11 protein-coding genes are annotated in these 12,557 nt (G+C 36.0%); 7 read left to right on the top strand and 4 right to left on the bottom strand.

All coding sequences use genetic code 11. The features are described 5' to 3' along the window. The first annotated feature begins 83 nt into the window (after positions 1-83). From purF to prfC, 4 genes are all read left to right on the top strand, one after another. Positions 84-1,595: an amidophosphoribosyltransferase gene (gene purF, locus DNJ77_RS05210; RefSeq protein WP_116963939.1), complete on the top strand. Its 1,512-nt coding sequence runs from the start codon at positions 84-86 to the stop codon at positions 1,593-1,595. A 3-nt stretch (positions 1,596-1,598) separates the two neighbouring features. Next, a complete protein-coding gene (locus DNJ77_RS05205; RefSeq protein WP_116963938.1) occupies positions 1,599-2,204 on the top strand; it encodes a MiaE family protein in 606 nt (201 codons plus the stop codon). 78 nt (positions 2,205-2,282) lie between these two features. Next, positions 2,283-2,486, top strand: coding sequence for a hypothetical protein (locus tag DNJ77_RS05200; protein ID WP_116963937.1), 204 nt, complete (start codon positions 2,283-2,285; stop codon positions 2,484-2,486). Between the two features lie 203 nt (positions 2,487-2,689). Then, a complete protein-coding gene (gene prfC, locus DNJ77_RS05195; protein ID WP_116963936.1) occupies positions 2,690-4,270 on the top strand; it encodes a peptide chain release factor 3 in 1,581 nt (526 codons plus the stop codon). A gap of 1 nt (position 4,271) precedes the next feature. Here prfC and DNJ77_RS05190 read toward each other — a convergent pair whose 3' ends face one another. Continuing rightward, a complete protein-coding gene (locus DNJ77_RS05190; RefSeq protein ID WP_116963935.1) occupies positions 4,272-5,357 on the bottom strand; it encodes a carbohydrate kinase family protein in 1,086 nt (361 codons plus the stop codon). 13 nt (positions 5,358-5,370) lie between these two features. After that, positions 5,371-7,515 (bottom strand): anthranilate synthase component I, encoded by a 2,145-nt coding sequence (locus DNJ77_RS05185; protein WP_116963934.1) that lies wholly within the window; start codon positions 7,513-7,515, stop codon positions 5,371-5,373. A gap of 205 nt (positions 7,516-7,720) precedes the next feature. Here DNJ77_RS05185 and DNJ77_RS05180 point away from each other — a divergent pair, with 205 nt between their 5' ends. Further along, the gene (locus tag DNJ77_RS05180) at positions 7,721-8,449 is read left to right on the top strand and encodes a glutathione peroxidase (protein WP_116963933.1); all 729 of its coding nucleotides are present in this window, start codon (positions 7,721-7,723) and stop codon (positions 8,447-8,449) included. Positions 8,450-8,509: 60 nt separating this feature from the next. Here DNJ77_RS05180 and DNJ77_RS05175 read toward each other — a convergent pair whose 3' ends face one another. Further along, a complete protein-coding gene (locus DNJ77_RS05175; RefSeq protein WP_116963932.1) occupies positions 8,510-9,286 on the bottom strand; it encodes a sulfite exporter TauE/SafE family protein in 777 nt (258 codons plus the stop codon). A 196-nt stretch (positions 9,287-9,482) separates the two neighbouring features. Beyond that, positions 9,483-10,604, bottom strand: coding sequence for an NlpC/P60 family protein (locus tag DNJ77_RS05170; RefSeq protein ID WP_116963931.1), 1,122 nt, complete (start codon positions 10,602-10,604; stop codon positions 9,483-9,485). 342 nt (positions 10,605-10,946) lie between these two features. Between DNJ77_RS05170 and glsA the strand changes: the two genes are divergently transcribed. Then, positions 10,947-12,182, top strand: coding sequence for a glutaminase A (glsA, locus tag DNJ77_RS05165; RefSeq protein WP_116963930.1), 1,236 nt, complete (start codon positions 10,947-10,949; stop codon positions 12,180-12,182). 48 nt (positions 12,183-12,230) lie between these two features. Beyond that, positions 12,231-12,551: a DUF4404 family protein gene (locus DNJ77_RS05160; RefSeq protein ID WP_116963929.1), complete on the top strand. Its 321-nt coding sequence runs from the start codon at positions 12,231-12,233 to the stop codon at positions 12,549-12,551. The last annotated feature ends 6 nt before the right edge of the window (positions 12,552-12,557 follow it).

Here is a 12,557-nt window from a genome sequence, read left to right as displayed (position 1 = left end):
ACTGATACATAAAAACCACCAAATGAATAATTTTTTTGTTAAAATAATCATGCTTTCAAATAGCTAATTGGAATAAAATTTTTATGTGTGGTGTGGTGGGTATCCTTGGTAAAGAAGCCGTAAACCAAAAAATCTTTGACGCGTTAACTATGTTGCAGCATCGTGGTCAAGATGCGGCTGGTATTTTGACTTGTGATGGTTATCACATGTCCTTACGTAAGGACAAAGGTTTGGTGGTTGAGGCAATTCGTACAAGACATATGGAGCGCTTACAGGGTAACTTAGGTATTGGGCATGTGCGTTATCCAACAGCAGGCTCAGATAGTGAGTTTGAGGCACAACCTTTTTATGTGAATTCACCTTATGGGATTGCACTTGCGCATAATGGTAATCTAATTAATACGGATGAGATTCGTAAAAACTTATTAGAACATGATTTTCGTCATATTAATACCAGTTCTGATTCAGAACTTTTGTTAAATGTGCTTGCAGCAGAATTGCATAAAGCGGAAGTTTCCTTGACTAATTTTTCTACGGAAATTTTCTTTAATGCCATGCGTCGAGTTTATCAGCGCTGTATTGGTGGTTATGCAGTGGTGGGGGTGATCGCTGGAGCTGGGTTATTTGCCTTTCGTGATCCTCATGGTATTCGACCGCTAGTGTTAGGCAAAAAAGAAATCAATGGTGTAATTGAGTATATGGTGGCCTCTGAAACCGTTGCGCTTGACTGTGATGGTTATGAGGTGATGGGCGACTTAAAAGCAGGAGAAGCAATTTTTATCAATCTTGATGGTCAACTTGAGCGTAAAGTGTGTGCTATGAATGCTCGTTTGTCACCTTGTATATTTGAATATGTTTATTTGGCAAGGCCTGATTCAGTCATTGATGGTGCTTCGGTTTATAGTGCACGTTTGGAAATGGGAAGAATTGCTGGAACAAATATTTTAAGGGAGTTATCTAAACATGATATTGACGTGGTAATTCCCGTACCTGATTCAGGACGCCATGCGGCACTGCCATTATCATGTGTATTAGATGTGCCATATCGTGAAGGCTTTGTCAAAAATCGCTATGTAGGACGGACATTTATTATGCCCAATCAAATTGCGCGGCAAAAATCGATTCGCAAAAAACTCAATACGATTGATCATGAATTTAAAGGTAAACATGTGCTTTTGGTCGATGACTCAATTGTGCGTGGTAATACTTCAAAGTTAATTGTAGAAATGGCAAGAAAAGCAGGCGCAAGAAAAGTTTCGATTGTGTCAACGGCTCCTGTTGTGAGATACCCGAACGTGTATGGTATTGACATGCCAACACACGAGGAGCTTGTTGGACATAATCGTAGTATTGATCAAATTGCAAAATGGATTGGTGTTGATCATTTATTTTACTTAAGTATTGATGATTTAATTCAAGCTGTTAATAAAAATGCGCCACAATTAACGCACTTTGATACATCAGTTTTTGATGGCAATTACGTTACAGGAGGTATTAATGAAGCTTATTTTGCCTGCTTATTGAATAAACGAAAAAATCAGGATACAAGCACAGTAAGGCGATTGGGATCTGTTGATATCCATAATCAAGAGTAAGCTATGGGATATTACGATCAAAGTACAATAAATACATTTTTACCGTGTAAAACGCCTCAGACTTGGATTAATAAGGCGCTTGAGCATCAGGATATTATGCTTTTAGATCATGCGCATTGTGAAAAGAAAGCTGCATCGGCTGCGATAAGCTTTATGTATCGAAAATCTACAGAGCATCCTGATTTATTGCTAAGGATGTCAAAGATTGCGCGTGAAGAACTTGTGCATTTTGAGCAAGTACTGAATATTTTGAAAAAACGTAAGATCGAATATAGATTACTAAGTGAATCACGTTATGTCAGAACGCTAAAAACACAAGTACGGACATCCGAAGAAGGACGCTTAGTTGACACACTCATTGTAGGGGCATTTATTGAAGCTAGGTCTTGTGAGCGCTTTGGTGCAATCGCCCCTTTTTTAGATAATGAGTTACAAAAATTCTATCTGGGTTTACTTGCTTCAGAGCAGCGCCACTTTACAATTTATTTGAATTTTGCACATGGTTATGCCAGCGATGATATTAATAAGCACATTAAGCGTTTTGCACAAATAGAAAAAGAGTTGATTGAAGCGCCTGACGATAATTTTCGCTTTCACAGTGGAGCATAATATTGACCATTTTGATTATTGTGTTTTGTGATTTTCCTTTCTATTATTAACTCTACAAAATTGGAGAGGTAGGCAATCATGCAAATAACAGAAAAAACAAAACGATGGTTGTTTAGTATGTATAATAAGCAAAGCATTGTGACGGTTAAATCTCACAATGTCTCTTATGTTGGTGTGCTTAAACATATCTCTTTTGAATACGTGATGCTAGAAATGCCATTTGGCGTGAAAAAAATTAGTTTTGCTGATGTTGATAAAATCATTGAGCATTCACCACAATGAGGTTAGCTGGAATAGGACGTAGGTTGTAATCTATTTTCATTTAAGTTTTTACATTTTTAGTTAAAATGAGTACGCTTTGCACCTGCATAAACTAGTACGCGTGCTATATCCATTGAAAATACAACGCAAACAAAGCTGTAAAATGGTTTGTAATGGGTATAAGTAAAGCAAGGGTTAATTTATTTAATATATAGGAACTGACTATGTCTGAGTTTTTACAGGCGCTTAATAAGCGTCGCACATTTGCGATTATCTCGCATCCAGATGCGGGTAAAACAACTTTAACAGAAAAAATGTTATTATTTGGAAACTTAATTCAGTTAGCAGGAACAGTGAAAGGTAAAAAATCAGGGCGTCATGCAACGTCCGATTGGATGGAGTTAGAAAAGCAACGAGGTATTTCTGTTACCACATCTGTAATGCAGTTTCCTTATAATCATTGTATTGTTAATCTTTTAGATACACCAGGCCATGAAGATTTCTCAGAAGATACTTATCGCACGCTTACTGCAGTTGATTCTGCTTTAATGGTAATTGATGGTGTTAAAGGGGTAGAAGAGCGTACGATTAAACTTATGGAAGTTTGTCGCTTACGCACAACCCCTATTTTAACGTTTATCAATAAGTTTGATCGTGATACGCGTGATCCTATGGAGCTTATGGATGAGGTAGAAGATGTGCTTAAGATCCAATGTGCTCCTATGACTTGGCCTATTGCTTCAGGCAAGGCATTTAAAGGCGTGTATCACCTATATAAAGATGAAGTGATCTTATTTGAGGCAGGGCATGGTCACCATATCTATAACTATAGGATCATAAAAGGGTTAGAAAACCCAGAGTTGGATGAAACAATAGGCTATTTTGCTGAAGAGTTAAGAGAAGAGGTTGCGCTTGTTAAGGGGGCCAGTCATGAATTCGATTTAGAAAAATATCGAAAAGGTGAATTAACCCCAGTTTTTTTTGGGACAGCGTTGGCTAATTTTGGTGTGAAAGAAATGTTAGATATGTTTACTAAGTTCGCGCCTTCGCCGACCCCTCGAATGACGGATATACGTGAAGTTCATGCTAACGAAGAACCTCTAACTGGTTTTGTATTTAAAATTCAAGCCAATATGGATCCACAACACCGTGATCGAATTGCTTTTTTTAGAATTTGCTCAGGAATGTATAAAAAAGGCATGAAGTTACAACATGTGCGTTTAAATAAACAAGTACAAATTTCAAATGCCCTGACTTTTGTTGCAGGAGAGCGTGAGACCTTAGATGAAGCTTATCCTGGCGATATCATTGGTCTACATAATCATGGCACAATTCAAATAGGAGATACCTTCACCCAAGGTGAAATGATGAAATACACAGGTATTCCAAACTTTGCGCCTGAACTTTTTCGCCGAGTACGTTTAAATGACCCACTGAAAATGAAAGCCTTATTAAAAGGATTGATTCAGTTATCAGAAGAGGGAGCCACACAAGTGTTTAGACCACTTAACAATAATGATCTTATTTTGGGTGCAATAGGAGTATTGCAGTTTGATGTAGTTGCACATAGGCTTGAACATGAATATGGTGTGAAGTGTAGTTATGAACAGGTCAATGTTATTGCTTCACGTTGGATTGAATGCAGTGATAAGAAAAAGCTTGAACAGTTTAAAAATAAATATACTGATAATCTAGCACTAGATGGTGGTAATCATTTAACTTATTTGGCTACGACACGTGTTAACTTACAAATGGCACAAGAGCGTAATTCTGATATTCGATTCTTAGCTACGAGAGAGCACTGATTTACCATTCAACAATACCCAGTTGATTGGGAATATTTATAATTCGTTTAGTGATTTCAGCTTTATCAAGCAACCCGGTTTTGGCATCGTGATATTGAATAACAGAAGCGCTGTTGACAAGTCCATAACAGATCGCTGTATGAATGCTTTCTCCAGCATAAATTGCACCACAGAAGCTTGAACCAAAGGCATCTCCAGCACCTAATGTATTGATGATATTGTCTACTTTAAGTGCTGGATGAAAGTACATTTTCTTTTCAGTTGCAACGTAAACACCCTCACAACCATTAGTAACTACTACAATTTTTGGACCAAGGCTTAATGCTTTTTGGAAGAAGCTTTTGAGTGAGAAAAAACTATCTTGGTAAATTGGTTGGGTTTCAAGTAAGTTTTGATGGTGATCAAGGCTTTCTTCAGATTGTGGAGCTTCTTCACAGCTTAAAAGAGAACTCATAAGTTTTTGTGCTTCTTGGTAGTTCATGATGAGGATGTCAATGCCACTTATTGCTTCTAAAATAAAGCTACTACCAACTTCTAGTTGGCTATAGCCTGGGTTAATGGCAACCTTGGTATCATAACGTTGTGCAAGCTTGACGATCTGGGGTAACTGGGATGCTGACGATTTGCTTAAAGAGGTCACATAAACAAAGTCAGCTTGTTTAATAGCATCAACTGGTAAGTCTTCAGTAAGTAAATCGCGATTAGCACCACGATAAGCAAAAATGGTTCTATCTCCCTTTAAAGAGGGAATAACATATGAAGTAGCAGTCCCATAGTGGCTAGAAAAGCGTACTATTGAGATATCTACACCTTGATTTTGTAATTCTTGCAGCAGTGACTGACCAATATTGTCTTTACCTACTTTACCAAAAAAGCGTACATTAAAACCAAGCTTTTGTAAGGAAACTGCTGCATTGGTTGCGCCTCCACCACTAAAACATTTCTGATTAGTGACTTCAATTTTAGCGCCCTCTTCTAAAAGCAAATATGATTGTTTAGTATGTGGTTTTTGAATTTCCATCGTTTCCATTTGTTCATATTCGATAATCGTATCTAGTGTGGCGCCACCTATTGTTAATACCTTCATATCGATAAACCTTTTATTGACACAAGCTTAGCAAAGCATTGTGCACTAATTTCAAGCCAGTGTCATCGTGTAATGTTAAAATGGACTCAGGGTGAAATTGCACAGCAATAGCAGGTTTTTCGTTATGTTCTATGGACATGATATCACCATGTTCATTCGTGGAAGTAACTTTTAAGGTTTTGGGTAAGGAAGTAGGATCAGCGATAATCGAATGATAGGCGGCAACAACACAACCTTGGTCAATGTTATCAAACAGCTTTCCTTTATGCTTAAGCTTCCAAGTTTTGCCGTGCATGGGATTACTCAGCAGCTTAAGTTTGCCACCAAATGCTTCAAACATACCTTGTAAACCTAAGCATACTCCAAATTGTGGAATACTTGCTTTGGTAATTTCTTGAATCATTTGTGGCAAAGCAAAGTCAGAAGGAGTGCCAGGACCTGGGGAGTAAATGATAAGGTCAGGTTTTTTATCGATAATTGCTTGAGTGCTAATTGTGCCTGTACGGAAGGTTTCAAGTTTAACCCCTAATTTTCTAAAATAGCTAGCTAGAGTATGGACGAATGAATCTTCGTGGTCGATCATAATTGCATTAACATGATCAAAGCATTGTGGTATCCAAGCTTTAGCTTTTGTTGTAGGATTAAATTGCCCCAATCCCTTATAAAAAGTAGTGGCTTTGATAATTGTCTCAAGTGCTTCTTCTTGTGGTTTGGAATCCCATACAAGTGTTGCACCTGATTGATAATAGGCGTGGTTATTTTTTAAATGTACCGTTCGGATGGTGATGGTTGAGTTCATATCACCATTAAAGCCTAAGCAACCAATTGCACCACCGTACCAATTTCGTGTTTGGACTTCATTTTTTTCAATCAGTTCAACCGCACGCTTTTTAGGGGAGCCTGTTAAAGTGACTGCCCACATGTGGCTTAAAAAAGCATCTAAACCATTATATCCATCTCTAAGCTTACCTTTTACATGATCAACAGTATGAAAGAGTCCAACATAGCGTTCAATAGTCCGCCTAGAAATAAGCTTGATACTATCAGCTTCACAAATACGCGCTTTGTCATTTCTATCAACATCGGTACACATGGTAAGTTCGACTTCATCTTTGTATGAATTAAGTAGTTCACGAATTTTAAGCTCATCTTCCATAGCATTGTTGCCACGGCGAATGGTGCCTGAAATTGGGCAAGATTCAATTTCTTTGCCTTCACAACGTACAAACATTTCAGGGGAAGTCCCAATAATTTGTTCATCACCTAATTGGCAATAAAATTCATAAGGGCTTGGATTCATCGTTTTTAAAGTCTGATATAAATTCGCTGCAGAACCAGACACTTTAGCACTAAATAATCGGCTATAAACGATTTCAAATATATTTCCTTTTCTCATTTCTTCTTTAGCCAATTTGACAAGGTTGACATATTCATCATCCGTTAAAGAAGTTTCAATGGTAGAAAGGGATTTAAATTTTCCTTTGTCACTTGTCAGTGTATTAAAAGATGTAGTGGATTGACTTTGCGTATTAAGCTCATTATTTGATAATTCAAGCTTAAGCTCAAAACTAAGCTCTTTTTGTTTATCGATAACATAAACATGATCTGCAAAAAACAGGTGATAAAGCTTATTGTTTTGATCACGCATATGGTTAAGTTTGGATGACTCAAATGCGAAAATAAGATCATAAGCAAATGCGCCAAAAAGACCAAGCATATTATCTTTTAACTGTCGAAATTCTTCATTTATAATGCTCAAAGGAGTGGCAACCGAAGGTTGTTGGCTTCTTTGCTCTTCACTGAAAATTTTTTTGCTAAAATGAATGTGTAAATGAAATTCAGAATGACTGAGAGTTGTAATAGAGAGTTCTGTATGAGCGTCGAAAATAGGTAAAAGAATTTTAAGAATGATTTCCCCTCGTGGATTAAGTGCCTTAAACTTAACCTCGTCTTGGTAAGCAATAATTTCAACAGGTGGATTGATAAATCCTAGTTCCCAACGATTATAACGCCCTGGATACTCGATACCAGATGACAGCATCATCCCTTTGTGGTTATCAAGTGCAGAGGTGATATGGTCTAAGTTATCGAAATTAAGCATTTTTTTGTTATAGTGAACGCTTATACCATGAATGGTTGTAAAATGTTGATGATTCATTCTTTATTCCTTAGTTGTTTCTATATTCTTGTAGTAGTGCAAGAATACAGCGCTATCTTTATCCTGTCGAGTAAGTTATAGCGTTCTATTTATAAGAAAAGTTTATTAAAAATAAATGAATGATATATTTAAAGTTGTAGCAATCAAGTGATATAGTAACCCAAGTCAAAAGACTCACAATCAACAAAACGCAAGGAGAAATATGATGTTTAAAAATTTAGAATCACAGCCTGTGCCAAACGTTACCTTTAAAACAATTCAAGATGGCAAGTGGCAGGATGTAACAACAGATGATCTTTTCAGAGGTAAAAACGTTATTGTGTTTTCATTGCCAGGTGCTTTTACACCTACTTGCTCATCTTCGCATGTGCCGCGTTACAACGAGTTATTCCCACTTTTTAAAAAACATGGTGTAGATGCAATTGTGTGTCTGTCTGTTAATGACACCTTTGTTATGAATGCGTGGAAAAAAGATCAAAAAGCAGAAAATATCCGCTTTATTCCAGATGGAAATGGGGAGTTCACTGAAAAGATGGGTTTGTTGGTAGATAAGCATGATTTGGGCTTTGGTAAACGCTCATGGAGATATTCTATGCTAGTAAAAAATGGGGTAATCAATAAGATGTTTATTGAACCAAGTAAGCCAGGCGATCCATTTGAAGTTTCGGATGCTGATACAATGTTAAAATACATTTCACCTAATGAAAGCTTGCCAAAAGAAGTAACTATTTTTACAAAACCTGGCTGCCCACACTGTGCTAGAGCAAAAAAATTATTGACTGAAAAAGGTATGTTGTTTGAAGAAATCGTTCTTGGTGAGAGTGCGTCTGTTCGCTCATTAAGAGCAGTCACAGGCAAGCAGACGGTGCCTCAAATTTATATTGATGGTCAGCATATTGGTGGAGCAGATCAATTAGAAGCATATTTTAAATAAAATCATAGCCCATTGAGATTAGTTTATGCCGATCACAAAATGGTTTGTGATGGATATGTTTTATAACAGCATTAAAATAGAGACAATAAACATCATTACAATAAAAATCCTTTTCAAAAAATGACTTGGTAAAACATGTACCAATTTAGCACCTACTAAGCCACCTAAGATACAAGGAATGAATGCCGAGAAAAAAATCGGTAAGTTGGCGTAACCAAGGTTATGCCAATTGATACCCATAACAGGTATTCCTAAGCATATCATCCACATTCCTGCAATAGTAGTATAGGTAAAAACAATTGCAGTTGATGTGCCAATTGCTTTTTTGATTTCAATGCCGCAGAGAATAAAAAAAGGAACACTGAAAACTGATACTCCTGTGAGCGTTGAAATTCCACCTACTATACTCGATAAGCTTTTAAATAACGGTTTGGAAATAGTTTTTTTTCTGGGTTTAGATGCTTTGAATATTAATAGCCAAATTGCGGTAAGTAACACGATGATACCAAAAATGTATTTTAGAGAGTGACTATCAATAATAGTTGCAAGATAAGCACCAATAAGTGCACCAATCGTCATAACGATGATAATGCTTTTGTATAGTTTTAAATCAAAATTTTTATATCTAATTTGCTTGTAAGTTGCAATTACACCCAATGGGATAGCACATAACGTGCCAGTTGCAATTGTCATTTGCATGACATGTGGTGTCTCTGGGGAAAAATGATTTATCATCCAAAAAATAGCAGGGACGGATAATAATCCAAACCCACCACCAAAAATACTAGATAAACAGCTTGCCAAAAAGCCCATAATAATTGCGCAGATGATTAACATTTTGCCCTATACTCAGGTGATAAAAGAGGGTGCAATTATATAAAATATAAATATAAAATGATACTTAACTACACGATTCTAAAGTTTGTTTTTTTAAAAAATTTTTACTTAACGTCAACTCAGTTTAAATGTTTATAATACAATCAATTCATTGTTTCTCTTATTAACCTCATTAATCTATGGTTTAACTCTCCTATCATAATTCTGTCTTGGTGGAGTTAGAGTTAATTATACTAGCATTTGTATTGATGCGTGGACGCAATATCCACACGTTATCATTGCCGTGTGACCAGCTCCACTCAGCAATGTTAATACCATTTTGGCTGTCGTCTTCTTTGCGCGTACAATGAATAATTGACAGTGTATTGTTGGCACTAACAGGATAATCCATAGCAATCATGACATGCCCAGGAATGGCAATCAAATCACCTAACTTAATCTCGGAGGCAAATGTGTTTTCAGTGATATTTTTCGCTTCAAGCTCCTGATCTAAAATATCTACATTTGACCAGCTTTGTAGTTGAGTGTATTGTATTTTTTCATCAACGTTTAGACCGTAAACTTGTTTTTTCCATGATAGTTCGAGCATTTTTGTTATCATGCGATTAACTTGGCTTTGTGTACTATATTGAACAAAACCAGAACAATCTGTTCCTTTGAAATTATTTTCATCCTTGAAATTACCTCCCCAGACATAGCCACTATTAAGAAGGTTAAATTGGTGTTTTTTGTGATCGTAAAGTGCAACTGGATGTAATAATTTTTTTAAAGCATTAGATTTAATCGTAATAGGGTAGGACAAGTTTAAGGATTGAAAGATATCTGAGATATTTTCAGACAATTCAAAGACCATATAAATCATGGTGACTTTGCTTACCAGAAAAACTTTAGGTGACGTTTTCAGCAAGTTGGTGCTGTAAACGCTGTCGTTGGTGCAAGTAGAGTTCAAAAGATCAATTGCATCATCAAAAATACCTTTGTAATTATCATAACCAATATATTTTCTAATATCTTTCAACGATATATTTTCATAAGGGAAATCAACATGTTGATACACTTGTTTTAACCAGTAGTTATCCGCTTTAATTTTTTCAATGGTTTTTAGTACTACAGTGTAATTATGGCAATCATAATCTTTTGAAAGATCCTTAAGGAAATTAAAATCATGCAGGTTTTCGGTATCTGCAATTTCCTTTAATCGAAGTGCATTTGATAGTACTGGGTGATCTGTATAATCAGACAAGGGTGAGTTTTGCACACTATTTACACATATCAAGATTGATAGGGCTAATGTGGCAAATAGATATCTATATCTCATTTTATATTCATACCCAGCTCTACTCCATTACCTAGCGTGGAATATAACGCAGAATGCAGTATATTTTGTATTAACATTCTATAACTAATTGTATCTAATTATGGTATCTATCTTGTCATAGCGGTTAAGGCCTCATAATAGATTCTGTATATGGGTGTACAAAATCAAATCAGTTATTCTTCAACAATATAAATTTTGTTCAAGCTGTCTGCCTCGTCAGCATATCGTTACAAATTTGCTTGGCTCTTTTTTAGTAAACGCAGAAAATAATGACTTTGGCTTTCAAGCCGCAATCCTTTACTCTACAATAAAGTACATTTCTACGTAGTAAATGTAAGCCATATGACTATATGCTGTGACCTTTACCAATTAGTTTTAAACTCTTGTAATAACGTTGCTACTGGCAAAGCAATTATTGATTATCTGAAGTCGCAAGGCTTTAGTCGTGAAAATAACAAGACAAAAACCTTAATAACAAAGCTTGAAAACTTACATGAGTCGCAATTAACATCACTTCAATTTGAAGAACTCATGCAATATGAAGATAGAGATTTTTATACTAAGTTATTCTCAAAAATGCTTGTTATACCTGATTTTTCAACTTTTTGTGAAAGACTACAAGAAATTTATAATACGATTATAACCAACAAAAAAGGCAAAGTAGCAAGTTATATTCCAGAACTTAAAAAAGTTAATCCTGAACAGTTTTCTATTTCAGTGTGTACAGTAGATGGTCAGCAATTTAGCATAGGAGACTATAAGACCCGCTTTTGTATGCAATCGATGGTTAAACCGGTATTGTATGCACTCAATTTAGAAGAAAATGGGCTTCAATCTGTGCATAAGCATGTTGGTAGAGAACCCAGTGGTAAAAATTTCAATGAATTGACTTTGAATGATAAAGGATTGCCTCATAATCCGATGATTAATGCTGGAGCGATTATGTCATGTGCTATGATTAAGCGTAAGTTGTCACCTGCTGGGCGTTTTAATCATATTATGCAGGCACTTTATGTATTAAGTGACAGCAACAAGATTACTTTTAACAATGCGGTTTATAATTCGGAAAAAGACACAGCGGATCGTAACTATGCCTTAGGTTATTTCATGCGCGAACATCATGCCTTTCCTAAAAATACGGACTTACATCAAACGCTTAACCTATACTTTCAAGCTTGCTCAATTGAGCTTAATAGCGAACTGTTAGCTATCATTGCGGCAAGTTTTGCCAATGCTGGCACCAACCCTTTAACGCAAAAAGAAGTCTTTAGACCAGAAACGATTAAGCATTGCTTATCGCTTATGTATTCTTGTGGAATGTATGATTATTCAGGTGAGTGGGCATTTTCTATTGGACTTCCTGCTAAAAGTGGTGTTTCAGGTGGGATTTATGTTGTGGTACCAGATGTGATGGGAATTGCAATATATTCACCACGTTTAGATAATCATGGCAACTCAGTGCGTGCAATTGCTGTTTGTGAACAATTAGTTGAACATTATAGTATTCATAATTATGACAGCATTTTGTTTTGTCCAAACAAAATCAATTTATTACAACCAATCCAATTGTCAAAGTAAGGGTTTGTTCCTAGAATAAGTGTCTCAAGATATTCAAGGAGAATAACTATGCTTAAAGATACTATCGCTCAGATCAAACAACTGTTACAAAATACAGGTAAGTTAAATTTTGTCGATACAGAAGCGCTATCTGAGCTTTTGGACCAATTACAAAGCGAACTTGCAACTTTTCCAAAAGATCAACAAGCACAAGCGATTGAAATTGCAAAGCTAACAAAACAGAAAATTGAAATGAGTAAGTTGCAAGATCCAAAAGAGGCTGATTTTAGTGATCTTGAACAAGTAGTTATGGAATACGAAATTACTCACCCACGACTTACAGATACCATACGTTCGATCTGTAACTTGTTATCAAGTATTGGGATTTAAAATAGT

The sequence above is a fragment of the Fastidiosibacter lacustris genome, from assembly GCF_003428155.1.
In the GTDB taxonomy this organism is placed as follows: domain Bacteria; phylum Pseudomonadota; class Gammaproteobacteria; order Francisellales; family Francisellaceae; genus Caedibacter; species Caedibacter lacustris.
The sequence above is the reverse complement of the archived record's forward strand: the minus strand, read 5'-3'. Positions and strand labels throughout refer to the sequence as shown.

Coding starts and splice junctions, on each gene's coding strand:
- purF (WP_116963939.1), top strand. CDS start 84: ATGTGTGGTGTGGTGGGTATCCTTGGTAAAGAAGCCGTAAACCAAAAA.
- DNJ77_RS05205 (WP_116963938.1), top strand. CDS start 1,599: ATGGGATATTACGATCAAAGTACAATAAATACATTTTTACCGTGTAAA.
- DNJ77_RS05200 (WP_116963937.1), top strand. CDS start 2,283: ATGCAAATAACAGAAAAAACAAAACGATGGTTGTTTAGTATGTATAAT.
- prfC (WP_116963936.1), top strand. CDS start 2,690: ATGTCTGAGTTTTTACAGGCGCTTAATAAGCGTCGCACATTTGCGATT.
- DNJ77_RS05190 (WP_116963935.1), bottom strand. CDS start 5,357: ATGAAGGTATTAACAATAGGTGGCGCCACACTAGATACGATTATCGAA.
- DNJ77_RS05185 (WP_116963934.1), bottom strand. CDS start 7,515: ATGAATCATCAACATTTTACAACCATTCATGGTATAAGCGTTCACTAT.
- DNJ77_RS05180 (WP_116963933.1), top strand. CDS start 7,721: ATGTTTAAAAATTTAGAATCACAGCCTGTGCCAAACGTTACCTTTAAA.
- DNJ77_RS05175 (WP_116963932.1), bottom strand. CDS start 9,286: ATGTTAATCATCTGCGCAATTATTATGGGCTTTTTGGCAAGCTGTTTA.
- DNJ77_RS05170 (WP_116963931.1), bottom strand. CDS start 10,604: ATGAGATATAGATATCTATTTGCCACATTAGCCCTATCAATCTTGATA.
- glsA (WP_116963930.1), top strand. CDS start 10,947: ATGACTATATGCTGTGACCTTTACCAATTAGTTTTAAACTCTTGTAAT.
- DNJ77_RS05160 (WP_116963929.1), top strand. CDS start 12,231: ATGCTTAAAGATACTATCGCTCAGATCAAACAACTGTTACAAAATACA.